26 protein-coding genes are annotated in these 25,636 nt (G+C 65.5%); 12 read left to right on the top strand and 14 right to left on the bottom strand.

Annotation, left to right across the window (positions count from 1 at the left end):
• Position 1: 1 nt before the first annotated feature.
• Positions 2 to 604 (bottom strand): DNA-3-methyladenine glycosylase, encoded by a 603-nt coding sequence (locus NR187_RS13550; protein WP_211387324.1) that lies wholly within the window; start codon positions 602 to 604, stop codon positions 2 to 4.
• Between the two features lie 130 nt (positions 605 to 734).
• Here NR187_RS13550 and lipA point away from each other — a divergent pair, with 130 nt between their 5' ends.
• Positions 735 to 1,691, top strand: coding sequence for a lipoyl synthase (gene lipA, locus NR187_RS13545; RefSeq protein ID WP_211387323.1), 957 nt, complete (start codon positions 735 to 737; stop codon positions 1,689 to 1,691).
• Positions 1,692 to 1,697: 6 nt separating this feature from the next.
• A complete protein-coding gene (locus tag NR187_RS13540; protein WP_211387322.1) occupies positions 1,698 to 2,180 on the top strand; it encodes a type II toxin-antitoxin system RatA family toxin in 483 nt (160 codons plus the stop codon).
• 93 nt (positions 2,181 to 2,273) lie between these two features.
• On the opposite strand, the gene NR187_RS13535 is transcribed toward NR187_RS13540, so the two are convergent.
• From NR187_RS13535 to NR187_RS13500, 8 genes are all read right to left on the bottom strand, one after another.
• Positions 2,274 to 3,089, bottom strand: a complete 816-nt coding sequence (locus NR187_RS13535; protein WP_256806711.1) for a cytochrome c — start codon at positions 3,087 to 3,089, stop codon at positions 2,274 to 2,276.
• Positions 3,089 to 4,711 (bottom strand): b(o/a)3-type cytochrome-c oxidase subunit 1, encoded by a 1,623-nt coding sequence (locus NR187_RS13530; protein ID WP_256806709.1) that lies wholly within the window; start codon positions 4,709 to 4,711, stop codon positions 3,089 to 3,091. Before NR187_RS13530 ends, NR187_RS13535 begins: the two co-directional genes overlap by 1 nt.
• Positions 4,698 to 5,273, bottom strand: a complete 576-nt coding sequence (locus NR187_RS13525) for a cytochrome C oxidase subunit II (RefSeq protein ID WP_211387319.1) — start codon at positions 5,271 to 5,273, stop codon at positions 4,698 to 4,700. The genes NR187_RS13530 and NR187_RS13525 overlap by 14 nt, the downstream gene beginning before the upstream one ends.
• On the bottom strand, positions 5,270 to 5,446 hold the full coding sequence (locus NR187_RS13520; protein ID WP_181769924.1) for a hypothetical protein: 177 nt from the start codon (positions 5,444 to 5,446) through the stop codon (positions 5,270 to 5,272). The genes NR187_RS13525 and NR187_RS13520 overlap by 4 nt, the downstream gene beginning before the upstream one ends.
• Positions 5,447 to 5,465: 19 nt before the next feature.
• Positions 5,466 to 6,704: a cytochrome c gene (locus tag NR187_RS13515; protein WP_211387318.1), complete on the bottom strand. Its 1,239-nt coding sequence runs from the start codon at positions 6,702 to 6,704 to the stop codon at positions 5,466 to 5,468.
• Between the two features lie 11 nt (positions 6,705 to 6,715).
• Positions 6,716 to 7,423: a c-type cytochrome gene (locus tag NR187_RS13510; RefSeq protein ID WP_211387317.1), complete on the bottom strand. Its 708-nt coding sequence runs from the start codon at positions 7,421 to 7,423 to the stop codon at positions 6,716 to 6,718.
• A 995-nt stretch (positions 7,424 to 8,418) separates the two neighbouring features.
• Complete coding sequence (locus NR187_RS13505; RefSeq protein WP_211387353.1) at positions 8,419 to 9,021, bottom strand: CinA family protein; 603 nt, start codon at positions 9,019 to 9,021, stop codon at positions 8,419 to 8,421.
• A 3-nt stretch (positions 9,022 to 9,024) separates the two neighbouring features.
• Positions 9,025 to 10,221, bottom strand: coding sequence for a bifunctional 2-C-methyl-D-erythritol 4-phosphate cytidylyltransferase/2-C-methyl-D-erythritol 2,4-cyclodiphosphate synthase (locus NR187_RS13500; RefSeq protein ID WP_211387354.1), 1,197 nt, complete (start codon positions 10,219 to 10,221; stop codon positions 9,025 to 9,027).
• Positions 10,222 to 10,503: 282 nt separating this feature from the next.
• Between NR187_RS13500 and dusB the strand changes: the two genes are divergently transcribed.
• The 3 genes from dusB to ntrC are packed head-to-tail and all read left to right on the top strand — an operon-like array spanning position 10,504 to position 14,129.
• A complete protein-coding gene (gene dusB / locus NR187_RS13495; protein ID WP_256806702.1) occupies positions 10,504 to 11,505 on the top strand; it encodes a tRNA dihydrouridine synthase DusB in 1,002 nt (333 codons plus the stop codon).
• The gene (locus NR187_RS13490; RefSeq protein WP_256806700.1) at positions 11,502 to 12,677 is read left to right on the top strand and encodes a nitrogen regulation protein NR(II); all 1,176 of its coding nucleotides are present in this window, start codon (positions 11,502 to 11,504) and stop codon (positions 12,675 to 12,677) included. Before dusB ends, NR187_RS13490 begins: the two co-directional genes overlap by 4 nt.
• Positions 12,678 to 12,686: 9 nt before the next feature.
• Positions 12,687 to 14,129 (top strand): nitrogen regulation protein NR(I), encoded by a 1,443-nt coding sequence (ntrC, locus tag NR187_RS13485; RefSeq protein WP_211387357.1) that lies wholly within the window; start codon positions 12,687 to 12,689, stop codon positions 14,127 to 14,129.
• Positions 14,130 to 14,298: 169 nt separating this feature from the next.
• On the opposite strand, the gene NR187_RS13480 is transcribed toward ntrC, so the two are convergent.
• The gene (locus NR187_RS13480; RefSeq protein WP_256806698.1) at positions 14,299 to 14,445 is read right to left on the bottom strand and encodes a hypothetical protein; all 147 of its coding nucleotides are present in this window, start codon (positions 14,443 to 14,445) and stop codon (positions 14,299 to 14,301) included.
• Between the two features lie 185 nt (positions 14,446 to 14,630).
• Between NR187_RS13480 and NR187_RS13475 the strand changes: the two genes are divergently transcribed.
• From NR187_RS13475 to hflX, 4 genes are all read left to right on the top strand, one after another.
• On the top strand, positions 14,631 to 17,024 hold the full coding sequence (locus NR187_RS13475) for a PAS domain-containing sensor histidine kinase (RefSeq protein WP_256806696.1): 2,394 nt from the start codon (positions 14,631 to 14,633) through the stop codon (positions 17,022 to 17,024).
• Between the two features lie 17 nt (positions 17,025 to 17,041).
• On the top strand, positions 17,042 to 18,412 hold the full coding sequence (locus tag NR187_RS13470) for a sigma-54 dependent transcriptional regulator (RefSeq protein ID WP_211386491.1): 1,371 nt from the start codon (positions 17,042 to 17,044) through the stop codon (positions 18,410 to 18,412).
• 307 nt (positions 18,413 to 18,719) lie between these two features.
• Positions 18,720 to 18,968: an RNA chaperone Hfq gene (gene hfq / locus NR187_RS13465; RefSeq protein WP_007591126.1), complete on the top strand. Its 249-nt coding sequence runs from the start codon at positions 18,720 to 18,722 to the stop codon at positions 18,966 to 18,968.
• An 11-nt stretch (positions 18,969 to 18,979) separates the two neighbouring features.
• Complete coding sequence (gene hflX, locus NR187_RS13460; RefSeq protein ID WP_256806686.1) at positions 18,980 to 20,362, top strand: GTPase HflX; 1,383 nt, start codon at positions 18,980 to 18,982, stop codon at positions 20,360 to 20,362.
• Between the two features lie 90 nt (positions 20,363 to 20,452).
• Here the strand turns inward: hflX and mazG are convergent, their stop codons facing one another.
• Entirely contained in the window at positions 20,453 to 21,286 is an 834-nt protein-coding gene (gene mazG / locus NR187_RS13455; protein WP_256806685.1) for a nucleoside triphosphate pyrophosphohydrolase, read from the bottom strand.
• A 127-nt stretch (positions 21,287 to 21,413) separates the two neighbouring features.
• Between mazG and queC the strand changes: the two genes are divergently transcribed.
• Positions 21,414 to 22,127 (top strand): 7-cyano-7-deazaguanine synthase QueC, encoded by a 714-nt coding sequence (gene queC / locus NR187_RS13450; RefSeq protein WP_211386488.1) that lies wholly within the window; start codon positions 21,414 to 21,416, stop codon positions 22,125 to 22,127.
• Positions 22,128 to 22,243: 116 nt separating this feature from the next.
• On the opposite strand, the gene NR187_RS13445 is transcribed toward queC, so the two are convergent.
• From NR187_RS13445 to nthA, 3 genes are read right to left on the bottom strand one after another with little or no spacing between them, the layout of a single operon-like run.
• Complete coding sequence (locus tag NR187_RS13445) at positions 22,244 to 22,621, bottom strand: nitrile hydratase accessory protein (protein ID WP_211386487.1); 378 nt, start codon at positions 22,619 to 22,621, stop codon at positions 22,244 to 22,246.
• Positions 22,621 to 23,280, bottom strand: a complete 660-nt coding sequence (gene nthB, locus NR187_RS13440) for a nitrile hydratase subunit beta (RefSeq protein ID WP_211386486.1) — start codon at positions 23,278 to 23,280, stop codon at positions 22,621 to 22,623. Before nthB ends, NR187_RS13445 begins: the two co-directional genes overlap by 1 nt.
• Positions 23,277 to 23,903 carry a nitrile hydratase subunit alpha gene (gene nthA, locus NR187_RS13435; RefSeq protein WP_256806684.1) on the bottom strand — a complete coding sequence of 209 codons (627 nt, stop codon included), beginning with the start codon at positions 23,901 to 23,903 and terminating at the stop codon, positions 23,277 to 23,279. Before nthA ends, nthB begins: the two co-directional genes overlap by 4 nt.
• Positions 23,904 to 23,966: 63 nt before the next feature.
• On the opposite strand from nthA, the gene NR187_RS13430 reads away from it, so the two are divergent.
• The gene (locus NR187_RS13430) at positions 23,967 to 24,725 is read left to right on the top strand and encodes a hypothetical protein (protein WP_211386484.1); all 759 of its coding nucleotides are present in this window, start codon (positions 23,967 to 23,969) and stop codon (positions 24,723 to 24,725) included.
• A 31-nt stretch (positions 24,726 to 24,756) separates the two neighbouring features.
• Positions 24,757 to 25,563: an enoyl-CoA hydratase/isomerase family protein gene (locus NR187_RS13425; RefSeq protein WP_211386483.1), complete on the top strand. Its 807-nt coding sequence runs from the start codon at positions 24,757 to 24,759 to the stop codon at positions 25,561 to 25,563.
• Positions 25,564 to 25,636 lie beyond the last annotated feature (73 nt).

Raw genomic sequence — 25,636 nt, 5'->3', positions numbered from 1 at the left:
CTTATTTCGGGAACGGCTTGCTAAGGAATTTCGAGCCCCTGACGCCATAGCGCCAGGGCAACTCGATCGCCTTGGTGATGCCGATCCGGATGCCCGCCGCGACTTCGACGTCCTCCGTCCGCGCATAAAGCGCGATCGGCGGCCGGTCCAGCGGCAGGGCGTTGTGCGCGATGGTGATGCCGAGCGCTTCGGTCAGCTTGCCCGGACCCGAGCACAGCGCGTGCACCTCCTGGAGATGTCGGCGGCGGCGCATCGCAGCGATCCCATGCGTCGGCTCCAGCGCGCGGATCAGGACGGCGCTCGCAGAGCCGATCTCCTCGCAGACGAAGTTCACGCACCAATGGATGCCGTAGGAGCGGTAGACATAGGCAAAGCCGGGCGGGCCGAACATCACCTGGTTCCGCGGCGTCGGTCCGTTGTAGGAGTGCGCCGCCGGCTCGGTATGATGATAGGCCTCGACCTCGACGATGATCCCGCCGACGCCGCCGACCAGCATGGTCGCTCCGATCAAATCGGGCGCAACTTCGTGGACGCTGCGGGCAAAAAAGCTGCGCTTCAGGACTTTGCCGAGCCGCGGTCTGGAGGCTTTCGAGACTGGAGCCATTCGAGATGAGAATCGCCTGAGAACAGAGCAGGATATTGCCCATATCTGCCATGTTCCCTGAAGCGGGGCGAGCCGGGTTGCGGCAGGCCGCCAGACCGACTAGGTAGGACCTGATCAGACCGGACATCCCATGGTCGTTATTGTCGATACCATCTCGAACCCGTTGCGCCCGCGCCACCCTGAAAAGGTGAACCGGCCCGACTCCGCTTCGCCGCCGAAGCCGGACTGGATCCGTGTGCGCGCGCCCAACACCCGCGGTTATGCCGACACCCGCAACATCGTGCGCGCCAACGGTCTGCACACGGTGTGCGAGGAAGCGGGCTGCCCGAATATCGGCGAGTGCTGGGACAAGAAGCACGCGACCTTCATGATCATGGGCGACACCTGCACCCGCGCCTGCGCCTTCTGCAACGTCAAGACCGGCATGCCAAACGCGCTGGACGCAGCCGAGCCGCAGAATGTCGCCGAGGCCGTGGCCAAGCTCGGGCTGGCGCACGTCGTCATCACCTCGGTCGACCGCGACGATCTCGCCGATGGCGGCGCCGAGCATTTTGCCCAGACCATTCGCGCGATACGGGCCGCATGCTCCTCGACCACGATCGAGATTCTGACGCCCGACTTCCTGCGCAAGGAGGGCGCGCTCGAAATCGTCGTCGCTGCGAAGCCCGACGTATTCAACCACAATCTCGAGACCGTGCCGTCGCGCTATCTCACGGTGCGACCGGGCGCGCGCTATTTCCATTCGATCCGGCTTCTGCAACGGGTCAAGGAGCTCGATCCCACCATCTTCACCAAGTCCGGCATCATGGTCGGCCTCGGGGAAGAGCGCCACGAGGTGCAGCAGGTGATGGACGATCTGCGCTCCGCCGACGTCGATTTCCTGACCATCGGGCAATATCTCCAGCCGACCCGCAAGCATCACGCCGTGATGCGCTACGTGCCGCCGGACGAGTTCTCGTCGTATGAAAAGGTCGCTTATACCAAGGGCTTCCTGATGGTGTCGGCGAGCCCGCTCACCCGCTCGTCGCATCATGCCGGCGAGGACTTTGCGAGACTGAAGGCCGCGCGGGCAGCTAGCGCCCGCTGAACCGCCATGCCCAAATTTTCGAGCAAGCGCCGTGTCAATCACAGCGCGTCCGAGATGTTTGATCTGGTCGCCGACGTCGAGCGCTATCCGGAATTCGTGCCGCTGTGCAGCGCGTTGAAGGTGCGCCAGCGCATGGCAAAGCCCGACGGCACCGAGGTGCTGGTCGCGGACATGACGGTGTCGTTCAAGCTGGTCAAGGAATCCTTCACCAGCCGCGTGACGCTCGACCGCGCCAATCTGAAAATCCTGGTCGAATATCTGCAAGGTCCCTTCAGCAATCTGGAAAACCGCTGGACGTTCGAGCCCAAAGGCCAGGAGGAGGGCAGTGGCGTCTGCGACGTCGGCTTTTTCCTGTCCTACGAGTTCAAGAGCCGCATGCTGGCGCTGCTGATGGGCTCGATGTTCGACGCCGCGTTCGCGCGCTTCTCGACCGCATTCGAGAAGCGGGCGGATGTGATCTACGGCCGGCCGAAGCTGGCATCGTCGTAGGCTCCGGCCAGGCATACTCTCGTGTCCCGGACGCGGTGCAGCGCGTAGCGCTGCTCCGCAGAGCCGGGATCCACGCCGCACGAACTCCTCACTTCAATCCACCGCCTTCACGATATCCGGCGGCTGCGAGGCGTAATATGCCGCGGCCTGCTCGATCTCCTGCGGCGTCATCGCGCGTGCGACGTTGCGCATCTGCTGGCTGATGTCGTTGCGCCGTTCGTCGGAGGCGAAGGCCTGGAGCTGCGCCTTCATGTAGGCCTCCGACTGGCCCTCGAGCCACGGGCTGCCGGTTTTGTTGTCGAGGCTGCCATGGCAGGAGCCGCACGGCGCGATCCCGCGCATCGGCGCGCCATAGATCACGATATTGGGCTTCGGCAGCTGCGGCGTCGGGTGGTAGGCCGGCAGCCGCGGCAGATAGGCGTAATAGTTCGAGAGGTCCGCGATCTCCTGATCCGTCAGATTGACGGCGAACGGCGACATCACCGCATTGGTGCGCGCGCCGGTGCGGAAATCGTGCAGCTCCTTGTAGATCACGGCAGCGTACTGGCCGGCGAGGTTGGGCGAATCCGCGCGGCTGACGCCGGTCGGGCCGTGGCAGATCGCGCAGCGTTGAGCCAGGGTGGCACCGCGGCCGATCGCTTCCTGGCTCGGGCGTGACAGCGTGTTCGACGTGAGCACGACCTCCGAGAGGCGCTTGCTCTGCTCCGGCGTCGCCACGCTTGCCGCGCGCTGCGGCACGCCGGCGGCGCTGCAGATCGCATCCCAGACGTTGGCGAACTGAACCCAGGGCTGTGCGAACGGTAGCACGATGAAACCGGCAATCGCCGTCACGACGAAGATAGCGGCAAAGATGCCGACACTCGCCTTGAAATGACGATTGGTGAGGGTGAAGAGCTCGCGCGTGCTCATCACTGCGCTCCCACATAGACGGCCGGCACCGAGGTGCCCTCGCTCAGCGCCAGATTCAGGATCGGATAGCCGTAATTGGTGAGGGTGAGGCCGATCATCAGCGCCACCCACAACGCGTGTGTGTTGAGCGCGACCGGGACGGTGGCCGGCTGATGCACGGCGAGCGCGAAGCGATAGGCACCGGCGTCGGCCTGGGGCGCACGCATGCCGCGAGCCAGGATGACGATGAACATGATGCCCGACGCCAGCAGGATGAAGCCGCCGATCGCCGACAGGGTGACCGAGAGCGCCTGCGGCGCGATCGCAGGATCGCCGAAGTCGAAATAGGCCATGCGGCGCGGCATGCCCAGAATCCCGACCCAGTGCCACGGGAAGGTCGTGACGATCATGCCGACGAACCACAGCCAGAGCTGGGTGCGGATCAGGCGGAGATCGACCAGCTCGCGCCCCGTCAGATGCGGCCAGAGATCATAGGCGATCGCGAAATACATGATCACGATGGCGCCGCCGAAGATCAGGTGGAAATGGCCGGTGATCCATTGCGTGTTGTGGATCGAGGTATCGAGCTGGTAGCTCATGTTGATGAGGCCGCCGGCGCCGCCGAAGCCGAGCATGACGAAGGAGAAGGCGAGCGCCAGCATCATCGGATTGTCCCAGGGCAGCGCCGTGATCCAACCGAACAGCCCGCGTCCGCCGCGCAGGCGCGCGGCGATCTCGACAGAGGCGCAGATCGTGAACACGGTCAGAAACGTCGGCAGCGTGACCAGCGCCGTGAAGGCGGAATGGATGAACTTGAAGCCGGCGCCGACCTGCGGATCGGCGAAGGTGTGGTGCATGCCGATCGGCATCGCCACCACCAGAAACAGGATGAAGGAGATCCGCGCCATCGTGTCGGAATAGACCCGGCCGCCGATCGCGCGCGGCACGATGGTGTAATACGCGATGTAGGTCGGCATCAGCCAGAAATAGACGATGGCGTGCAGCGTCCAGGAGAAGAAGATGCGCGCAAGTCCGGCATCGATGGTGTTCTTCAATCCCGCCGCCACCGGGATGATCTGGAGCAACAGCTCGAGCGCGGCGCCGACGGCGGTCCAGGCCCACAGATAGGAGCCCGCGACATTGGCGAACATCGCCAGCGGCACCGGCGCGCCGGGATGGGCCTTTCGCCAGATGCGCAGATTGACCGACATCAGCGCGACCCAGATCCAGGAGCCGACCACGACCAGCACGACGCCGAGATAGTAGAAGACGTTGCCGATCAGCGGCGGATAGAACGTGTAGAGCACCGAGGCACGGCCGAGCGCGATCGGGATCACGGCCATGATGCTGCCGATGACGATCAGCCAGAAGCCGGCCCAGGCCCAGCGCACGCCGACGAGGCGCTGCTGCAGCGCGGCCTCGCTGATGGCATAGCCGAAGCCCATCGCGACCAGGGTCGGGAAGACGTAGCCCATCACCGTGCCGTGCGCGGTCAGCGAACGGTAATAGAGCTCGGGATTGGACAGCCAGGTGCCGATCGGGCTGCGAATGAACATCTGCCAGGCGCCGAGCGTGAGCGCGATGCCGAACACGGCGAAGGCCAGCCAGAAATGGGCGAGAATGAGCTTCCTATTGACCAACACAGCTCAGCCTCCCGCCACCCTTCGCGCGGTTCGCGAACTCGGCCTTGTCGATCACCTTGACCTTGCCCCACATGCCCTCGTGGCCGAAAGAGCAAAACTCCTGGCAGGGCATCAGATAGTCACCGGTCTTTGTAAAGCGCATCAGCTGCTCGGAGATGTAGCCCGGAACCAGCATGGTGTTGACGTTGGTGCCCTGGATCAGGATGCCGTGCACGACGTCGGCGCTGGTGGCGCGCAGCGTGATCGGCGTGTCGGCGGGCACCACGATGCAGGCCGGCGTGAAGGAATATTGCTGGCCGATCGCGCGCACCGTCACGTTGCCGTTGGCCTCCAGCACGCTGCCAAGATTGCTCTCGACGAACTCGCCGCTCAGATGCAGCCGCGAGGGATCGGTGGTCTCGACGCGCGGCTGCGGCATGGTCGCGCGATGAATGCCCGCGAATGCCGCCAGCAGCGCCATCATCACGATGATGATTGCCGCGATGGTGGCCCAGCGCCGCTCGACGCGGGCTGCGACCTCGGTGCTGGCGCTGCCGTTGCCGTGGGTTTCCTCGGCGCTCATTGCAGCGACCCGCGCGGCAGGAAGACGAACAGATAGAAGGCGAACCACATCGCGACCACGCAGGCGGTGGCGATGCCGGCGAGCACGATCGCGCCGGACGGGCCCTGCGCCACGACCTCCTCGACAGCCTGATCGGCGGCGGCGGGGCTGGTCGGCGGATCGGAATTGAACATGACGTTTCCTCGGCGCCTCTCAGTTCAGCGGTGCGGAGCGCAGCTCGTTGGCCTCGCGCGCCGAGACCGGCGTGCCGCGATTGCCCCAGGCGGTGCGGATGTAGGAGACGACGGCGGCGACCTCGTTGTCGGAGAGGAGGCCGGCGAAGGGCGGCATGCCATACGGCATCGGATTGCCCTTGGTCCCCGGCGGATAGCCGCCGTTCAGCACCATGCGGATCGGATTGACCGCCGACTGCATCTCGATCGACTGGTTGTTGGCGAGCGGCGGCCAGTGCGGCGGCTTGCCTTCGCCCTGCGTGCCGTGACAGCTCGCGCAGCTCTTGTCGTAGACGGTCTTGCCGAGGCTGATCAGCAGGCTGCTTTCGGTGGTCGGCAGTGCCGAGCTTGCCGGCGGCGAAGGCGAGGGCTCCGCGATGCCCTTGAGGTACACCGCCATCGCCCTGGTGTCCTCGTCGTTGAGATATTGCAGGCTGTTGTGCACCACCTCGGCCATCGGACCGTAGACCACGCCGCGCATGGAGACGCCGGTCTGGAGCAGATCGGTGATGTCCTTGATGCTCCAGTCGCCGAGGCCTGCTTCGCGATTCGACGTCAGCGAGGGCGCGTACCAGTTCTGCATCGGGATCAGCCCGCCCTTGAAGGCGTCCGATTGCGAGGTGCCGCCGAGCGCGTTGATCGGCGAATGGCACATGCCGCAATGGCCGAGGCCCTCAACCAGATAGGCGCCGCGATTCCATTCCGCCGATTTTTTCGGATCCGGCTTGAACTCGCCTTCGCTGAAGAACAGCGTGCGCCAGCCGAGGATGAGCTGACGGTTGTCGTAAGGGAAACGCAGCTCGTGCGGCTTGTTCTTCTGGTTCACCGGCGCGACCGAGCGCAGATAGGCGAAGATCGCGTCGCTGTCGGCGCGCGTGACCTTGGTGTAGGACGCAAACGGCATCGCCGGATAGATCAGCCCGCCATCCGGGAAGCGCCCGTTGTGCATGGTTCTGTAGAAATCGTCTGCGCTCCACTTGCCGATGCCGGTCTCCGGATCGGGCGTGATGTTGGAGGTGTAGATCGTTCCGAACGGGGTCGGCATCGGACGTCCGCCGGCGAACAGGCGGCCCTCGGCCGCGGTATGGCAAGCGGTGCAGTCGCCGGCTCGGGCGAGATATTCGCCGCGCGCGATGACATCGCCCGTCTTGTCCTGCGCCTGCGCAGCCGTGGTGAGCGCTACGAGCGCGAGGAGCGTGATCGACAATTTGAAGCCCATCATCCGCCTCGTCAGTTGGGCTGGCTGCCGCAGCCGAAGGGCAGCGCGTAGGTGCCTTTCGGGACGGGAGCAGGGTTGGCGGGAGCCGGCCGCGTGGCGAGCCAGGCTGCGACCGCGGTGACGTCGGCTTCGGTCAGGTGGCCGGCCACAAGCTGCATGCAGTCGGGCGACCTGGCGGTGCGGGTGCCGTAGCGCCACGCGCCAAGTTGCGCGCTGATGTAGTTGGAGCGGAGGCCCAGCAGGCCGGGGATGCCGGGCTGCATGCCCGTCAGTCCCGGGCCGTGGCAGCTGACGCAGGCCGGAATGTTGCGCCCCGCATCGCCGCTGGTCACGAGCAGCTCGCCCTGCGCCAACACGTCCTTGCTGACCTCGCTCGGCGCGGGCTGCGGCAGCGGCGGATGCTCGCTGGCGAAATATTCCGCCATCGCCTCCAGATACGGGTCCGGCAGAAACTCCAGCAGATAGTTCATCGGCGGGTATTTGCGCCGGCCGCTGCGGAAGGCGAGGAGCTGGTTGTAGAGATAACCGGCCGGCTTGCCGGCAAGGCGCGGGAAATAGACGTCGCTGGTACCTTCGCCCTTGTTGCCGTGACACGGCGTGCAGGCTTCCACCCGCGCTGCCATGGTATCCGGCGGCTGGTTGGCCGTTTGTGCGGCTGCACCATCAAAGGCGGTCAAAGCAATCATGACGACGGCCGAGGCCGCGGCGCGAGCGAGCACTTTTGTCGCCCTCCAGAGGGGTGGGTCGGTTGATTCCGGACCACAACGTAGAGCGGCATTATTGCGCCAATATTTTTGCCGCGCCAAGTTCTGACGGAAACCACGACGTTTGGTCGCGCTTGAACCGTCACGATCCCGATCGAATTCGACAAGATTTGCGTGCTTTTTGAAAAGCAAACATGACGCTGCAGCCTCGCGGCGTGTCTCGCCCGAGCTTTGCTTCGTCGTGTCGCCCTCTTTTGTCAGAGGGCGCAGGGAAGGCCGGGTGCCGGCTGGCACCCACGGTCCACTGTGCGAAGGTTGCGCTACAAGATTCTGCACAGCGGCATACAGGTTAAGCCCAACACACGGCCTTCCCTGCGCAGCGGTTTGACGGCTTATGCCGTGCTCTCCCCGGGGAGCGATGCACTATTGCCCCCGTCGCCTTGCGGATCGCTGATGCGCGTGCCCGGTCGGGCCGCCGCATCACCGCAGGACTTGACGCACAGACCCCGGGCGTCAGGACGACACGGTTTTGCCGTACGCGAACCGCACCGGTCGTTGCGCGCCGCTGTCGCTCACGGTTTTTGCCGCCCTGCGATGCCCTTCGCGCCAGTGCTGCCAGCGTCCGCCACAACCCATCCCGCGTTTCGTGACGATCGCGATACGCCCCTCTGACTGGGGATGAGGTGGCGCAGGAATACGCCAAAGCCGAATTTCGGTAAAGTGGAATCTTTTCGTCGGCCGGCATCGACCCATCGATGGCGTGTTTTGCCCGTCGGGCAACGCAAGAGATTGTGGCCCGCACGAGCGCAGCCATATCCGGGACGGCGACCCGCGGATCGACGAGAAGGCCGCACCGGCGGTCAATGTGTCGAAGGTCATCGATGCCGCCAATCCCGCAGCGCCTGTCGTGGAGTTGACCGTGAGCGCGAAGCTGAAGCCGTCGGATGCCGATGCGGTCAGGCAGCACGTGCTCGATCACGCCAGCGCGCTGCTCGCGGCGGCGCGAGGTCTCAGCCCCGCGGCGGTCTGCGCTTGGCCACATGCCGGCGCGGCGAGCGGGTCACGCGAGGACGCAGACGAGTGGCTGCGGCGGCGCGGCGGGGCTTTGTCGCCGCCTGCGGGCCGCGGGCAAGATCCATCAGCATGCGCAGCGCCTCGACGACGGAGCGCTGACGGACGGCGGTGCGGCCGATCGCGCCGAAACGATGCTCGCGGTGGACGATGCGGCCGTCGCGCGCGGCGACCGCGAAATGGACGAGACCGACCGGTTTGCCCGGCGTGGCGCCGCCCGGACCGGCGATGCCGGTGATGGCGACCGCGAGATCGACGCCGGCACGCTCCAGCGCGCCGACCGCCATGGCGGTCGCGGTCTCCTTGCTGACGGCGCCAAAATTGGCAAGCGTCCCGGCCTCGACCCCCAGCATCGCGCGCTTGGCGTCATTGGAATAGGTGACGAAGCCGCGATCGATCACGTCGGACGAGCCGGGGATGTCGGTCAGTGCGCCTGCGACGAGCCCGCCGGTGCAGGACTCGGCGGTCGCGATCGTCAGCTTGCGCATCCGGCACAGATCGAGCAGCGAGCGGGAGAGGGCGCGTGCGTCGCTGCCGGCCATGGACTAGGCGCTCCAAGTCTTCTCGTTAAACGGCAGGCGGATGGTGGCGCTTGCGGTGGCCGCGATGCCTTCCTCGCGGCCGGTGAAGCCGAGCCGCTCGCTGGTCGTCGCCTTCACAGCGACGCGGGAGATGTCGACACCGGAAATCTCGGCGATGCGCGCGCGCATGGTGTCGCGCAAGGGGCCGATCTTCGGCCGCTCGCAGATCATCGTCACCTCGAGATTGGCGACGCGGCCGCCCCGCGCGGTGACACGTTCGATAGCGTATTTCAAGAACTGGTCGGACGAGGCGCCCTTCCACTTGGCGTCGCTCGGGGGAAAGTGCGAACCGATATCGCCATCGGCGAGCGCGCCGAGAATGGCGTCGACCAGCGCATGCAGGCCGACATCGCCGTCGGAATGCGCCAGGAAGCCCTTGCTGTGCGGCACGCGGACGCCGCAGATCATGACATGGTCGCCCTCGCCGAAAGCGTGCACGTCATAGCCCGTGCCGGTCCTGATGTCGCCGAGCAGGCTGGCCAGGCGCGCTTCCTCGCGCACGAAATCCTCGGGGGTGGTGAGCTTCATATTGGCAACATCGCCTTCAAAGGTTGCAACCGTCAATCCCGCCCATTCGGCAATCGCGGCATCGTCGGTGAAATCGCTGCGCCCGTCCTTTGCCGCACGACGATGCGCCTCGAGGATGACGTCGAAACGAAAGGATTGCGGCGTCTGCGCGATTCGCAGGCGAGCCCGGTCCGGCGTGTCCTCGACTTGGCCGCTCGCGCCGGTGACCTTGATGGTGTCGGTGACGGGAACGACGGGGATCGCGGCGCCGGTGCGGCTCGCCGCCTCGATCGCGCGCGAGATCACGCCGTCCGAGACGAAGGGCCGCGCGGCGTCGTGGATCAGGACGATGTCCGGCTTGTGCTTTGCAAGCGCTTCGAGACCGGCGAGAACGGAAGCCTGCCGGGTCGCGCCGCCATTTGTCGGCGGCTCGTGCTTGAGTCCTGCGACCGCCGCCGTGAACATGGCGCTGTCGTCGGGGTTCACCACCGGCTGCACCGCGAACACCTCGGCGTGACCGCTGAAGGCTTCCATGGCGCGATAGATCACCGGCACGCCGCCGATCTCGCGATATTGCTTCGGCCCACCAGCACCTGCGCGCAGGCCGCGTCCGGCCGCGACAAGAACGACTGCGGTGCGCTGTGATTTCGCCATAGGACTCAAATACTCAGTTGATAATGGGGAGAACTCGGGAGTGGGGTGATGGCCGCATGCCTCTAGCACGACAGGCCCGCAAAAAAAGGGGGTTTCCCTGGATTGTGGGAAACAGCATTTTGTTGCACTGCACTTGAAAGATTTGCAGAACTGTCTAAACTGTAGGCATGACGCTTGACTGCACAAGAATTGTGCGCAAGATAGATCATGGCAGGCGCGATGAGGCCCTGCCTACGCAACGAGACCCCTGTGACCGGCTCGGCATTATCTGGCTCTAAGCCGTTGAAAATAGGCGATATTGATGTCGCCGCCCCGGTCTTCCTGGCGCCGATGTCGGGGGTGACGGACTCGCCCGTCCGCAGGTTGGCCGCGGAGCTGGGGGCCGGTTTGGTCGTGTCCGAAATGACCGCCAGCGACGAGCTCGCCAATGGCCATCGGATGTCCCGGTTGCGCTGCGAAGCCACGGGAATCGGCCCGCATGTAGTCCAGCTCGCCGGCTGCGAGACGCATTGGATGGCAGAGGGCGCCCGGATCGCCGAGGCCGAAGGCGCCGATATCATCGACATCAACATGGGCTGTCCGGCCCGTCACGTCACCGGCGGCCAGTCCGGCTCGGCCCTGATGCGTGACCTCGACCATGCCGTCAGCCTGATCGAGGCGACGATCGCGGCGGTGAAGGTGCCGGTGACGCTGAAGATGCGGCTCGGCTGGGACGACCTCACGCGCAACGCGCCGGAACTGGCGCGCCGCGCGGAGGCATCCGGCGTCAAGCTCGTCACCGTGCATGGCCGCACCCGCTGCCAGTTCTACAAGGGCGAGGCCGATTGGGATGCGATCCGCGCCGTGCGCGAGGCCGTCTCGATTCCGCTCGTCGTCAATGGCGACATCACGTCTTACGAGAAGGCGCTCGCGGCGCTGGAAGCCTCCGGCGCCGATGCCGTGATGATCGGCCGCGGCGCCAATGGCCAGCCCTGGCTGCCCGGCCAGATCGGCCGCCGCCTGAAGGGCGGGGCAGCGGAAGCCACGCCGTCGCTCGAGACGCAGCTCCATTACGTGCGCACGCTCTATGAGGGTGTCTGCGCGCTGTACGGCCTGCGCATCGGCCTGAGGCACGCGCGAAAACATCTCGGCTGGGCGCTCGACGTTGCGGCCGATGTGAGTCGTGCGCCGGCCGCGACGCTGAAATCCTGGCGCCAGAAGATCCTCACCTCGGAGGATCCGGGCCGCGTCCACCAGTCCCTGCAAGATGCCTTCGACGACTTCGCATGGAGCGCTGCTGCATGAGCTCAGCCGTTGAACATCGTCGGCCGATTCCGTCCGACAGCGACGCCATCCTGGACGCACTTCCCAATCCCGTGCTCATGATCGGGCCGGACGGCAAGATCGTCGCCGCCAACATCGCGACCGAAGCCTTCTTCGAGATCTCGACGCAGTTCCTGAAGCGGCAGTCGCTGAAGGAGCTGGTGCCGTTCGGAAGCCCGTTGCTGGCGCTGATCGACCAGGTGCGCTCGTCGAATTCGCCGGTCAACGAATACAAGGTTGATCTGGGCACGCCGCGCATGGGCGGCGACCGCCAGGTCGATCTCCACGTCGCGCCGCTGACCGAGCGGCCCGGACATATCGTTGTGATGCTCCAGGAACGCACCATCGCCGACAAGATGGACCGCCAGCTCACCCATCGCAGCGCCGCGCGCTCGGTGATCGCGCTGGCGGCGATGCTGGCGCACGAGATCAAGAATCCGCTCTCCGGCATCCGCGGCGCGGCGCAGCTTCTGGAGCAGCAGGCCTCCTCGGAAGACCGCATGCTGACGCGGCTGATCTGCGACGAGGCCGACCGCATCGTGACGCTGGTCGACCGTATGGAAGTGTTCGGCGACGAACGTCCCGTGGTCCGTGGCCCCGTCAACATCCATTCCGTGCTCGATCACGTCAAACGGCTGGCGCAATCGGGCTTTGCCCGCAACATCCGTTTCGTCGAGGACTACGATCCCTCGCTGCCGCCGGTGCTGGCGAACCAGGATCAGCTCATCCAGGTGTTCCTCAATCTGGTCAAGAACGCCGCCGAAGCCCTGATCGACGTTCCCGACGCCGAGATCCAGCTCACCACCGCGTTCCGTCCCGGCGTGCGTCTGTCAGTCCCCGGTCAAAAATCCCGGGTATCTCTGCCGCTTGAATTCTGCGTCAAGGACAATGGACCAGGCGTGCCGGACGATCTTCTGCCCAACCTGTTCGATCCCTTCGTGACCACCAAGCAGACCGGCTCGGGTCTGGGCCTCGCCCTGGTCGCGAAGATCATCGGCGATCACGGGGGCATCATCGAATGCGAATCTCAGCCGCGCAGGACCACCTTCCGCGTGCTGATGCCGATGTATTCCACATCGGTGAAACATGCCGATCAAAGCAGTCGCGACGGCTCTGCCGGGAAGTCGTCGTCTGCATCACAGGGGGCAAAATGAGGATTAACGATGCCCGCAGGTAGCATTCTCGTTGCTGATGACGACACCGCCATCCGCACGGTTCTCAATCAGGCACTATCCCGCGCCGGCTACGAGGTCAGGCTCACCGGCAATGCCGCGACGCTGTGGCGCTGGGTCAGCCAGGGGGAGGGCGATCTCGTCATCACCGACGTGGTGATGCCCGACGAGAACGCGTTCGACCTGCTGCCGCGGATCAAGAAGATGCGGCCGAATTTGCCCGTCATCGTCATGAGCGCGCAGAACACGTTCATGACGGCGATCCGCGCCTCCGAGCGGGGAGCGTACGAATATCTGCCAAAACCCTTCGACCTGAAGGAGCTGATCGCCATCGTCGGCCGCGCGCTGGCCGAGCCGAAGGAGCGGATCTCGTCGCCGGACGAGGACGCCGAGATGGAGGCGATCCCGCTGGTCGGCCGCTCGCCGGCGATGCAGGAAATCTACCGCGTGCTGGCGCGGCTTATGCAGACCGATCTCACCGTGATGATCACGGGCGAGTCCGGCACCGGCAAGGAGTTGGTGGCGCGCGCGCTGCATGATTACGGCAAGCGGCGCAACGGCCCGTTCGTCGCGGTCAACATGGCCGCGATCCCCCGTGACCTGATCGAGTCCGAACTGTTCGGCCATGAGCGCGGCGCCTTCACCGGCGCCAACACCCGCGCCTCGGGCCGGTTCGAGCAGGCCGAGGGCGGCACGCTGTTCCTCGACGAGATCGGCGACATGCCGATGGAGGCGCAGACGCGCCTGCTGCGCGTGCTTCAGCAGGGCGAATACACCACCGTCGGCGGCCGCACTCCGATCAAGACCGACGTGCGCATCGTCGCGGCCTCCAACAAGGACCTGCGCGTCCTGATCCAGCAGGGCCTGTTCCGCGAGGATCTGTTCTTCCGCCTCAACGTCGTGCCGCTGCGGCTTCCCCCCTTGCGCGAGCGCATCGAGGACCTGCCGGACCTCGTGCGGCACTTCTTCACGCTGGCCGAGAAGGACGGCCTGCCGCCGAAGAAGCTCGACACGCTGGCGCTGGAGCGGATGAAGCAGCACCGCTGGCCGGGCAACGTGCGCGAGCTCGAGAACCTGGCGCGGCGCCTCGCGGCGCTCTATCCGCAGGACGTGATCACCGGCTCCGTCATCGACGGCGAGCTGGCCCCACCCACGGTCAGTGCGGGTGCCGCCGTCCAGCAGGGCGTCGACAATCTCGGTGGCGCGGTGGAGGCGTATCTGTCCTCGCACTTCCAGGGTTTTCCGAACGGCGTGCCGCCGCCGGGGCTCTATCACCGCATCCTCAAGGAGATCGAGGTGCCGCTGCTGACGGCTGCGCTCGCCGCCACCCGCGGCAACCAGATCCGCGCAGCCGACCTGCTCGGCCTCAACCGCAACACGCTGCGGAAGAAGATCCGGGATCTCGATATCCAGGTCTATCGGAGCGGGGGCTAGTTTTTCGAACCGGACGGTGGCTCAGCTCCCCTACCAAAGCGGAGCTGAGCCTGTCCGGATCGCGCTGGCCGTTGTGGCTGACGCGGTGAGCAGAAGTCCGATCCGGGCTGAAATGTTCCTCTGGAACATGCAAAAGGTCATTCGGCCGGGGGGGGGGGCGTCCTCAGACCTATCTGACCAGCCGGGTCGAAACCGGCATCGTGGAGGCGAGGTTCACCGACCGCGTCTCCAGGCTCGGGCCGTTGACCAAGAGGTCAGCGGCCACGATCAGCAGCAGCACGGCCGAAACCATCATCGCGAGAAAGAACCTGTCCATGCGGGATCAAGCCGGAAGGACGGGAATCCGTTCCGCCGGCTGGCGCCGGCCCGGCATGCCCTGTGGATGCGCCGGTCCGCCGTGGCAGATGCGCCGCGGAATTGTCGCAATTCGGCAACATTGTGGTAGGAATGCATCAGTATCCGCGATCCGCGGATCCCCGTTTTCAGCATCCCATTGCCGGAATGACCAGCGCAGACACCTCGGCCGCATCCTTTGACACGGCCCCAGCGGAAGAGCCCCGGCGTTGGTCGGTGCGACGCTGGCTGGCGCCCTTTGCCGTGGCGCTGGCGCTGCTGTCGGCCCTGCTGACCTTTCTGGTCCTGACCGGACTGACGAACATCGAGCCGACACCGGCGGTGGTCCGCTCGTTCTACCTGCTTAATGCGGCCACCATCCTGCTGCTGGTCGGGATCATCGTGCGCGAGCTGTGGCAGCTGATCCTGGCGCGGCGGCGGGGCCGGGCGGCGGCGCGCCTCCATGTCCAGATCGTCAGCCTGTTCTCGATCGTGGCGGTGCTGCCGGCGGTGCTGGTCTCGGTCGTTGCCAACGTCACCATCGAGCGCGGCCTCGACCGCCTGTTCTCCGGCCCGACCAAGGAGGTGATCCAGAATTCGCTGACGATCGCCCGCGCCTACATGCAGGACCATGCGCAGCTGATCCGCGGCGATATTCTCGGCATGGCCAACGACATCGCTCATGCGCGGCCGCTCTACGACCAGGATCGCCGCTCGTTCCGCGAGCTGCTGACCGCCAGCGCCGGCTCCCGCAATCTGCCGGGCGCGATGATCATCGACAAGAACACCAACATTCTCGAATCCGCCGACACCGGCATGCGGCTGGCCTATTCGCCGCCGGCGCCGGACTTCCTCAGCAACGTCAACGAATCCGAGCCCGAGATCGCGGTGCTGCCGGACGCCAGCTACGTCGCCGCCGTGATCCGCTTGCGCGCCTTCAGCGACACCTTCCTCTACGTCGCGCGGCCGCTCGATCCGAATGTCGTCACCCAGCTCAAGCAGACCGAGGTCAGCGTCGCCGAATACGCCCAGATCGAGTCGCGCCGGCTCGGCATCCAGGTCGCATTTGCGCTGATGTTCGCGGTGATCGCGCTGACCATCCTGATGGCCTCGGTGCTGATCGGCCTCAACTTCGCCAACTCGCTGGTCTCGCCGATCCGGCGGCTGATGAACGCGGCCCATACGGTCTCGACCGGCGACCTCCATGTGAAGGTCCCGGTGCACCAGTCGGAAGGCGACCTCGCCCAGCTCGGCGAGACCTTCAACAAGATGACGCAGGAATTGCGCAGCCAGCGCGACGAACTCGTCAACGCCAGCGATCTCATCGACAGCCGCCGCCGCTTCATCGAAGCGGTGCTGTCCTCTGCGAGTGCCGGCATCATCGGCGTCGATACCTCGGGCAGCGTCGGCATCCTCAACCGCTCCGCCGAGAAGCTGATCGGGCACTCCGAAGCGGAGACGCTCGGCCATCCGCTCTCCGACGTGCTGCCCGAGCTCGACGAGATGATGAAGACGGCGCGGGAAGGGACCCAGCGCCTGGTGCAGGGCCAGATCACGATCACGCGCAACGGGCAGGAACGCAATCTGTCGGTCCGCGTCAGCGCCGAGAAGACCAGCCAGCCGCACGACAGCCACATCATCACGCTCGACGACATCACCGAGCTGGTCTCGGCGCAGCGCACCTCGGCCTGGGGCGACGTGGCGCGCCGCATCGCCCACGAGATCAAGAACCCGCTGACGCCGATCCAGCTCTCGGCCGAGCGCATCCGCCGCAAATTCGGCAAGTCCATCACCGAGACCAAGGACAAGCAGATCTTCGAACAGTGCACCGACACCATCGTGCGCCAGGTCGACGATATCCGCCGCATGGTCGACGAGTTCTCGCGCTTTGCGCGAATGCCCAAGCCGGTGATGGAGGGCGAGGACGTCGCCGACACCGTGCGGCAGGCCGTGTTCCTCATGAAGGTCGCCCATCCCGAGATCGAGATCGAGGCGCAATTCAAAGAGGATCCGCTCCGCGCCCAGTTCGACCGGCGGCTGATCTCGCAGGCGGTCACCAACATCGTCAAGAACGCCACCGAGGCGATCGAGCAGGTCCCGGCCGAAGAACTGGGAAAAGGCCGGATCGACGTCGTGGTCTCGCGCGAGGGCGAGGACGTGCTGATCGACGTCATCGACAACGGCATCGGCCTGCCCAAGGTGGCGCGGTCGCGTCTGCTCGAGCCTTACGTGACGACACGCGCCAAGGGCACCGGCCTCGGGCTCGCAATCGTCGGCCGCGTGCTGGAAGACCATGGCGGACGCATCGAGCTGAAGGACGCCTCCGACTTCCGCGAAGGCCAGCGCGGCGCCTGGATGCGGATGCGGTTTGCGATCTCCGGCGCTCCCGCGAAAAGCGAGGGGGCCGAGCCGGCGGGCGAGGCAACGATCAAGCCGGAAATCGCGGAAGCGAGCACGGCTCCCGCCAAGCACCTCGAAACAATAGAGCCGGCCTCCGGAACCAAAGAGCCGGCTGAAAAGACCAATGATTCAACGAAGATCGAAGCCTCAACAGGCAACTGAGAAGACAGGCGCGACCCATGGCAAGTGAAATTCTGATTGTCGATGATGAGGCCGATATTCGGGATCTCGTTGCGGGCATCCTCGAAGACGAGGGCTTCGTGACCCGGACGGCACGCGACAGCGACACGGCACTCACCGAGATCGCCAACCGCAGGCCGCATCTGGTGTTCCTCGACATCTGGCTGCAGGGCTCCAAGCTCGACGGCTTGCAGCTGCTGGAGCAGGTCAAGAAGGACAACGCCGATTTGCCGGTCGTGATGATCTCCGGTCACGGCAACATCGAGACCGCGGTCGCCGCGATCAAGCGCGGCGCCTACGATTTCATCGAGAAGCCGTTCAAGGCCGACCGGCTGATCCTGGTCGCTACCAGGGCGCTGGAGAACTCGCGGCTGAAGCGCGAGGTCAAGGAGCTGAAGCAACTGGCGCCGAGTGCCAGCTCGCTCGTCGGCCGTTCGCCCAGCATGAACCAGCTGCGCCAGACCATCGAGCGCGCGGCCAAGGCCAACAGCCGCATCCTGATCGTCGGCCCCGCCGGCGCCGGCAAGGAGCTGACCGCGCGCACGCTGCACACCGCCTCGGGCCGTGCCGACGGCCCGTTCGTCGTGATCAATGCCGCCGCGATCACGCCGGAACGGATGGAGCACGAGATGTTCGGCGTCGAGCAGTCCAATGGCGAGCAGCCGCGCAAGGCCGGCGCGCTGGAGGAAGCCCATGGCGGCACGCTGTTCATCGACGAGATCGCGGACATGCCGCGCGAGACCCAGAACAAGATCCTGCGCGTGCTGGTCGAGCAGTCGTTCCAGCGCGTCGGCGGCACCGCCAAGGTGCAGGTCGACGTCCGCATCATCTCCTCCACCGCGCGCAATCTGGAAGAGGAGATCGCGGCCGGCCATTTCCGCGAGGACCTCTATCACCGGCTCTCGGTGGTGCCGATCCGTGTGCCTGCGCTATCGGAGCGCCGTGAGGACATTCCGGAATTGATCGACTATTTCATGGAGCAGATCTCGGCGGGCAGCGGCCTGCCCAAGCGCCAGATCGGGCAGGACGCGATGGCGGTGCTGCAGTCGCATGTCTGGCCGGGCAATGTGCGCCAGCTTCGCAACAACGTTGAGAGAGTCATGATTCTGGCCGCGGGCGGACCCGAGGTCATCATCACCGCCGACATGTTGCCGCAGGACGTCGGCTCGATGGTGCCGGCGATGCCGACCAGCAACAACGGCGAGCACATCATGGGCCTGCCGCTGCGCGAAGCGCGCGAAGTGTTCGAGCGCGACTATTTGATTGCACAGATCAGCCGTTTCTCAGGAAATATTTCTCGCACGGCCGAGTTTGTTGGCATGGAACGCTCGGCCCTGCACCGCAAGCTGAAGGCGCTCGGCGTCGGCTAGGGCTTTTCGAGCGGAGTTGCATCACGGTTCGCGTCGGGAAAAAGGCGTCAAAGCAACAATCTGGAGCGGCGACGTTGCAGCCGGACCTCAGGGATAAGCGAGGAAAATCATCGATTTCCGTAGTTTTTCGGGGCAATACCGCGTGGGCTGCCGCGTGAAGCGGCTTGCCTAATATGTCCACCTGTCCTCTAATCGCACAGCTGTTCCTTCCGAGGGGGATCTCATGAGGACGGCAACCGGAAGCGGCTCCAGCAAAAGAGGGCCGCAACCGGCGCAATAAAAAGAAACTCAAAGCGAGAAAAAAACAATGGCGGCAGACCGCGCACAAAACCTACAGGACACCTTCCTCAATCACGTTCGCAAAACGAAGACGCCACTGACGATCTTTCTGGTCAACGGAGTGAAGCTCCAGGGCATCGTGACCTGGTTCGACAATTTCTGTTTGCTGCTTCGGCGCGACGGTCACTCGCAGCTCGTCTACAAGCATGCGATCTCGACCATCATGCCGGGCGCTCCGATCCAGTTGTTCGAAGGCGGCGAGGATCAGCCGGCTTGAGAGTGATCTGATTGGAACCCCGGAATTTCGACGGGGAAGCCGACCGTCCGCAGTCGGCAGGGGCAAAGCGAACGGGGCGGGTGCTTGTCATCGGCCCCTATTTGCGGGTGCGCGCAGGCAGTGCCGACGCGCAATCGGAAAGTCATATCCTGCGAAACGCCGAGGCCCGGCTCGACGAAGCCGCGGGCCTCGCGCGCGCGATCGATCTCGTCATCGCCGATGCCATCATCGCGCCGATCAGCCAGATCAGGCCCGCGACCTACATCGGCAAGGGCAAGGTCGAGGAGATCGCCGCGCTGGCCAAGAGCCTCGATGTCGAGCTCGTGGTGATGGATTGCGCGCTGGCGCCGATCCAGCAGCGCAATCTCGAGAAGGAATTGCACGCCAAGGTGCTCGACCGCACCGGCTTGATCCTCGAAATCTTCGGCCGTCGCGCCAAGACCAAGGAAGGCTCGCTTCAGGTCGAGCTCGCGCATCTCAACTACCAGCGTTCGCGCCTCGTGCGCTCTTGGACCCATCTCGAACGCCAGCGCGGCGGTTTCGGATTCATGGGCGGCCCGGGCGAGACGCAGATCGAGGCCGATCGCCGCCTGATCCAGGAACGCATCTCCAAGCTCGAGGGCGAACTGAAGAAGGTGCAGGCGACGCGGCGCCTGCACCGCGCCGGTCGCCAGCGCGTGCCTTATCGCGTGGTGGCGCTGGTCGGCTACACCAATGCCGGCAAGTCGACGCTGTTCAACCGCCTGACCCGCGCCGACGTCCAGGCCGCCGACATGCTGTTCGCCACGCTCGATCCGACCTTGCGCGCGCTCACTTTGCCGCATGGCGGCAAGGCGATGCTGTCGGACACGGTCGGCTTCATCTCGAACCTGCCGACGCAGCTCGTCGCAGCCTTCCGCGCCACGCTGGAGGAGGTGCTGGAGGCCGACGTCATCCTGCATGTGCGCGACATCTCGCACGAGGATGCCGAGGCGCAGCAGGGCGACGTCGATGCCGTGCTGCGCCAGCTCGGCATCAATCCTGACGACAGCGGCCGCATCATCGAGGTCTGGAACAAGATCGACCGTTACGGCCCCGAGCAGCACGAAGAGCTGTTGAACATCGCCGCGCGCAGGCCGGAAGATCATCCGGCCATGCTGGTCTCGGCCGTGTCGGGCGAGGGGGTCGACGCGCTGCTCGCCGCGATCGAGGAGCGCCTGGCTGCCAAACGCACCACGCTCGATCTCTCGATCGACGCCGCCGACGGCGCCGGCATCAGCTGGCTGCATCGCAATTCCGAGGTGCTGGCCAAGGAGCTGCATGACGGCCGCTTCGACATGACCGTGCGGGTCGACGAAACCAAGCGGGATATCGTGGTCAATCGCTTCGACGCCGTGCCGCGTCTTTCGGCCTGAACGATGTCGTCCCGGCGCAGGCCGGGACGAATACCGCGTGATCTATCGATTGCGATTGGTAGAAGCACCGAACGACGAGTCTTCGCCAAACTACTCCTTGGGGTTATGGGTCCCGGCCTTCGCCGCATTCCACAACGCATCCATCTCCGCCAGCGACGCCTGCTCCAGCGTCCGTCCCTGCGCTTCCAGTGCCCGTTCGATGAACGCAAACCGCCGTTCGAATTTCGCATTCGTCGCGCGCAGCGCGGCTTCCGGATCGGCATCGACATGGCGGGCGAGGTTGACCAGCGCGAACATCAGGTCGCCGGTTTCCTCCGCCAGCCCCTCGCTGTCGTTGCGATCGAGCGCAGCCTCGATCTCGTCGGCTTCCTCCCGGATCTTTGCCAGCACGGCGCGGGGGTCGTTCCAGTCGAAGCCGACGGTCGAGGCCTTGCGCTGCAGCTCCATGGCGCGCGTCAACGCGGGCTGGCCGGCCTTCACGCCTGAGAGCAGCGATTTATGCGGCGGCGCCTCCTCCGGTGGCCGGCGTGCGGCGCGCTCGGCCTTTTCCTCGGCCTTGATGCGGTCCCAGACTTCCTTGACGTGGGAGGAGGCGAGGTTGCCGTCCTTGTCGGCGAAGACATGCGGATGGCGCCGGATCATTTTTCGCGTGATGGCCTCGACGACGTCGCCGAAGGCAAACGCGTTCTGCTCCGACGCCATCTGGGCGTGGAACACGACCTGAAGCAGGAGATCACCGAGCTCCTCGCGCAAATCGTCGAGATCGCCGCGGCTGATGGCCTCGACCACCTCATAGGCTTCCTCGATGGTGTAGGGCGCGATCGTCGCAAAATTCTGCTCGAGGTCCCAGGGGCAGCCGGTCACCGGCGTGCGCAGCGCCGCCATGATCTCGATCAGGCGGGAAATGTCGCGGGATGGGGTCATTGCGGGGCAGTCTCCTGGGTCTCCAACCTTATGCCAAAAGCGGCCGGCCGATCCCAGCGCCGGCACGCGGAACAGGCCGATTTCCACCGATTGGCTGACACGTTCCGCAATGCTAAAGCGCGGAGCCATGAGTGATGCATTTTCCTCCGAAACCGCGCTGGTGCTGTTCTCCGGCGGCCAGGACTCGACCACCTGCCTTGCCTGGGCGCTCAGCCGCTTCGCGCGCGTGGAAACGCTGGGATTCGACTACGGCCAGCGCCACGCCGTCGAGCTCGACTGCCGTGAGCGGCTTTTCGACGGTCTCAAGAGCCTGCGCGCGGATTGGGCCGCAAGACTCGGCGAGAGCCACACACTGTCGATCCCGACGCTCGCGGCCGTGTCAGAGACGGCGCTGACGCGCGACGTCGCGATCGCGATGGGCGCAGACGGCCTGCCGAATACGTTCGTGCCCGGCCGCAATCTGGTGTTCTTGACCTTCGCCGCGGCGCTGGCCTACCGGCGCGGCATCACTGACATCGTCGGCGGCATGTGCGAGACCGACTATTCCGGCTATCCCGATTGCCGCGACGACACCATCCGCGCGATGCAGGCAGCGCTCTCGCTCGGCATGGCGAGGTCCTTCGAGCTGCATACGCCCTTGATGTGGATCGACAAGGCCGCGACGTGGCAGCTTGCGCATGACCTCGGCGGCGAGGGGCTGGTCGATCTCATCCGCGAGCAGTCGCACACCTGCTATCTCGGCGAACGCGGCGCGCAGCATGAGTGGGGATACGGCTGCGGCGAGTGCCCGGCATGCAGCCTGCGGGCGAAGGGGTGGCGGGAATACGTGGCGGGGAGGTAGCGCGCCAATCTGCGCTGTCATTGCGAGCGAAGCGAAGCAATCCAGTATCCTTCTACGGTGGCAGTCTGGATTGCTTCGTCGCAAGAGCTCCTCGCAATGACCAACGTGGCGCGAGCTTACCGAAAATCCTCGTCCCGCAGCTCGATCGGCTCGCCGTGCGGCGTCCGATCCGCGGCGTGGTCCCAGGCGTCGCGGTAGCGATGCAGGGTTTCCGTCGAGGCGACGCCCTTGCTGGCGACTAAACCCTCCAGCGTGGCGAGCCAGTGCAGATAATAGGTCTCGCCCGTATCGGGATCACCCGCTGCCTGCGCGCGCTTGATCTCGAAGGCCAGGGCTGCGGCCCATTCGGGCCACGTGAACACGCCGCGCTCGTGCAGGCTCACGGCCATCGCGAAGGCGTGCGCCTCCCAGGGCGCGCGGAACACCGGGCCTTCTTCGTCGCGCGGAATGCTCGGGATCGCCGCTGTCGCGGCGGCAGCAGCGCTACCACTCATTACGCCGGGTCCAGATACGGCTCGAACGCGTCGATCGACACCTTCGAGGTCGGGTCACCGTCCGCGCCCCAGAGATCGCTGCCTTCGAATACGACCGTGTAGAGCCACTGCGGATTCTCGCCGAGCTCCATCGCCGCCGAATCCGGAAACACGTGGCAGCCATGGTTCAGCTCGACGACGCCCACATGGCCGCGCACATAGCGCGGCAGCCGGGTGTGCGTGGTCGGATGGATGTTCCTGGCGCGCACGCGGTCGCCGATGTTGAATTTTGCGGGCGCAGGCGCCGTGCGGGCGAACTTGCCGCGCACCATGATGCGCTCGACCTGGCCGAGATCGAACTTGCCGTGCATGAGCGCTTTTGCCGGTTGAATCGCATGCCCGGCGGCGACCTCCTCTCTCGTGAGGTAGCCCTTCTCGATCAGCATCTCCTCGAGCCCGAGAAACCATTTCTTGTAGTAGGAGCTCGACAGATACACATCCGGCGGCAGCGTCTCGCGATAGAAGCGCGAGGTGTCGATGTTAAAAGCGCCGGCCGCGCCCATCGCGCGCACCATGGCGAGGACGCGCGACTCCCATTCCTCGTGAAACATCGGCTCGTTCGACTCCGGCTCGACCTTGCCGAAGCCGTCCATGCCGCCCATGTCGTGCACGCCGTTCATGACGGCGCTCCGGGCGTCTTGGGAAAGCCGGTGCCGATCATGGAATCGCGCGTGACCAGCTCGGCGAGCTGTTCTTCGCTCCAGCCTTCGGTGCCCTCGGGCCGCATCGGCAGCACGAGGAAGCGCGTCTCGGCTGTCGAATCCCAGACCCGGATTTCCATGTCGTTGGGCAGCGTGACGTCGAAATCGGCGAGCACGCCACGCGGGTCCTTCACCGCGCGCGAGCGGTAGGGCGCGGCCTTGTACCAGACCGGCGGCAGACCGAGCATCTCCCAGGGGTAGCAGGAGCACAGCGTGCACACGACCATGTTGTGCCGCTGCGGCGTGTTCTCGACCACGACGAGATGGTCGCCGACGCGGCTGACATGGCCGAGCGTGCCGATCGCCTTGCTGCCGTCTTCAAGCAGCGCCGTCTTGAAGGCCGGATCGGTCCAGGCCTTGGCGACGACCCGCGCGCCGTTATGCGGGCCGATCTTGGTCTCGTAGGCCTGGATGATGGCGTCGAGCGCGGCCGGCTCGACATAGCCTTTTTCGGTCAGGATCGTCTCGAGCGCGCGCACGCGCAGCTCGGTCTCGGACAGCTCGGAATGATCGTGATCGTGGTGGTGATGATGCTCGCTCATGGGGGTGAAGATAGTCCCAGAATCCGGGCGTTGTCGAGGCGAAGACTCTGCTAACATCGCGCCATGGGCTGGGCTGCACGAACCGGAATGGCCGCCGCAATCGCGGCTCTTGTCGCACTCGCGGCGCAGGATGCGCGCGCCGCGAATGGCGCCTATGCGGTGGATGCCGCCGATATCTCCGAGGTCGGCTCCTGCAAGGTGGAAAGCTGGATGTCGGCGGCGACTAACACGGATTTTTCCGCTGTCGCCAATCCCTCCTGCGTCGTCGATCCCTTCAGGCCGATCGAGCTGAGCCTGCAGACGATCCGGGCCCGCAGCGACGGCGACTGGAGCACGACGGTCGCCCCAAAAGCCAAGACGAATTTCATCCCGACCGGAATAGGCCGGTGGGGATTGTCGGCGTATGGCGGCGGATCATTCGACGCGGCGACCGGCGATGCCCTGTCCGCCTTTGTCGTCATCCCCGCGACCTACCGCCTGTCCGAGACCATGCGCATCAACGTCAATGGCGGCTGGCTCTGGGATCGCACGGTCGACCGCCATTATCTGACCTACGGCATCGGCTTCGACTGGAAATTCACCGACACCTTGCAATGGACGATCGAGGCATACGGTCAGGCCGGCGCCTCCGAGATCGCGAGCGTGGTGCAGCCGCGCTTCCAGACCGGCGTGCGCTACCGGCCGAACGAGATATTCTCCGTCGACGTGATCTACGGCCGCAACATTACCGGCGAGAACGCCAACTGGATCACCGTCGGCACCACGATCCGGTTTCCGGTACCCGGGGCACAGCCCGAGCATCACCGCACCGGTCATCTCTAGCATAAAGAACAACAAGACCAGGGAGGTTGCGTTGACCGACTATGTGAAGATCGAGAAAGGCCTCGGGCCGGAGGGACGGATCGCGGTCGTGCGCTTCGACCGTGGCGACGGCATCAACGCGCTGTCGCCGGAGGCGCTGCGCCAGCTGACCGCGGCGGCGCGCAGCTTCGAGGATGATGCCGCGACGTCCGTCGTGGTGCTGACGGGCAGCGCCGCCGCGTTCAGCGCCGGCTTCGACCTCAAGGATGCCGAAGGACGCTCGCGCAAGGACATGGACCTCGGCACGCTGCGGCGGCACCTCAAGCTCGGGCCGCGACTTACCCATGCCTGGCAGGAGATGGAGCAGATCACGATCGCGGCCATCGAGGGCTTCTGTGTCGGCGGCGGCGTGGCGCTCGCGGTGGCGCTCGACTTCCGCGTGATGGGGCACGATGCCCATCTGCGCGTGCCCGAGATCGGGCTCGGCATGAACATGAGCTGGCAGAGCATTCCGCGCATGCTGCATTTGATCGGGCCGGCCCGGACCAAGCAGGCGGTGATTTTGGCCGACCAGCGTATCAGCGCCGACGAGGCCTATGAATGGGGCCTGGTGGAGCAGGTGACCGACCCCGGCCATGCGTTCGATGCCGCCATGGAGCTTGCCCGCAAGGTTGCCGCGCAGCCGCCGCTTTCGGTCGCCATGACCAAGCTGACCGTCAACCGGCTCGCGCATGCGCTGGACGATCTCGCCAGCCACATGGACGTCGACCAGTTCGCGCTGGCGAGCCTCACCGAGGACCACAAGGAGGGCGTCGAGGCGTTCCTGGCCCGCCGCAAGCCGCGGTTCAAGGGGCGGTAGAACGCAAGGTCAAGCCATTGATCGGGCCGCGGACGGTCCGTATACGCCGCGCTCGGACAAGAGCGGCTCGGTC

This window comes from Bradyrhizobium sp. Bra64 (assembly GCF_024519875.1).
GTDB lineage: Bacteria > Pseudomonadota > Alphaproteobacteria > Rhizobiales > Xanthobacteraceae > Bradyrhizobium > Bradyrhizobium japonicum_G.
Note: the sequence above shows the minus strand (reverse complement) of the source record. Positions and strands in the feature narration are given on the sequence as shown.

What these genes read in the sequence shown, in the direction of transcription:
- NR187_RS13550 (WP_211387324.1), bottom strand. Translation starts at nt 604, where the DNA reads ATGGCTCCAGTCTCGAAAGCCTCCAGACCGCGGCTCGGCAAAGTCCTG.
- lipA (WP_211387323.1), top strand. Translation starts at nt 735, where the DNA reads ATGGTCGTTATTGTCGATACCATCTCGAACCCGTTGCGCCCGCGCCAC.
- NR187_RS13540 (WP_211387322.1), top strand. Translation starts at nt 1,698, where the DNA reads ATGCCCAAATTTTCGAGCAAGCGCCGTGTCAATCACAGCGCGTCCGAG.
- NR187_RS13535 (WP_256806711.1), bottom strand. Translation starts at nt 3,089, where the DNA reads ATGAGCACGCGCGAGCTCTTCACCCTCACCAATCGTCATTTCAAGGCG.
- NR187_RS13525 (WP_211387319.1), bottom strand. Translation starts at nt 5,273, where the DNA reads ATGAGCGCCGAGGAAACCCACGGCAACGGCAGCGCCAGCACCGAGGTC.
- NR187_RS13520 (WP_181769924.1), bottom strand. Translation starts at nt 5,446, where the DNA reads ATGTTCAATTCCGATCCGCCGACCAGCCCCGCCGCCGCCGATCAGGCT.
- NR187_RS13515 (WP_211387318.1), bottom strand. Translation starts at nt 6,704, where the DNA reads ATGGGCTTCAAATTGTCGATCACGCTCCTCGCGCTCGTAGCGCTCACC.
- NR187_RS13505 (WP_211387353.1), bottom strand. Translation starts at nt 9,021, where the DNA reads ATGGCCGGCAGCGACGCACGCGCCCTCTCCCGCTCGCTGCTCGATCTG.
- NR187_RS13500 (WP_211387354.1), bottom strand. Translation starts at nt 10,221, where the DNA reads ATGGCGAAATCACAGCGCACCGCAGTCGTTCTTGTCGCGGCCGGACGC.
- NR187_RS13490 (WP_256806700.1), top strand. Translation starts at nt 11,502, where the DNA reads ATGAGCTCAGCCGTTGAACATCGTCGGCCGATTCCGTCCGACAGCGAC.
- ntrC (WP_211387357.1), top strand. Translation starts at nt 12,687, where the DNA reads ATGCCCGCAGGTAGCATTCTCGTTGCTGATGACGACACCGCCATCCGC.
- NR187_RS13480 (WP_256806698.1), bottom strand. Translation starts at nt 14,445, where the DNA reads ATGGACAGGTTCTTTCTCGCGATGATGGTTTCGGCCGTGCTGCTGCTG.
- NR187_RS13475 (WP_256806696.1), top strand. Translation starts at nt 14,631, where the DNA reads ATGACCAGCGCAGACACCTCGGCCGCATCCTTTGACACGGCCCCAGCG.
- NR187_RS13470 (WP_211386491.1), top strand. Translation starts at nt 17,042, where the DNA reads ATGGCAAGTGAAATTCTGATTGTCGATGATGAGGCCGATATTCGGGAT.
- hfq (WP_007591126.1), top strand. Translation starts at nt 18,720, where the DNA reads ATGGCGGCAGACCGCGCACAAAACCTACAGGACACCTTCCTCAATCAC.
- mazG (WP_256806685.1), bottom strand. Translation starts at nt 21,286, where the DNA reads ATGACCCCATCCCGCGACATTTCCCGCCTGATCGAGATCATGGCGGCG.
- queC (WP_211386488.1), top strand. Translation starts at nt 21,414, where the DNA reads ATGAGTGATGCATTTTCCTCCGAAACCGCGCTGGTGCTGTTCTCCGGC.
- NR187_RS13445 (WP_211386487.1), bottom strand. Translation starts at nt 22,621, where the DNA reads ATGAGTGGTAGCGCTGCTGCCGCCGCGACAGCGGCGATCCCGAGCATT.
- nthB (WP_211386486.1), bottom strand. Translation starts at nt 23,280, where the DNA reads ATGAACGGCGTGCACGACATGGGCGGCATGGACGGCTTCGGCAAGGTC.
- nthA (WP_256806684.1), bottom strand. Translation starts at nt 23,903, where the DNA reads ATGAGCGAGCATCATCACCACCACGATCACGATCATTCCGAGCTGTCC.
- NR187_RS13430 (WP_211386484.1), top strand. Translation starts at nt 23,967, where the DNA reads ATGGGCTGGGCTGCACGAACCGGAATGGCCGCCGCAATCGCGGCTCTT.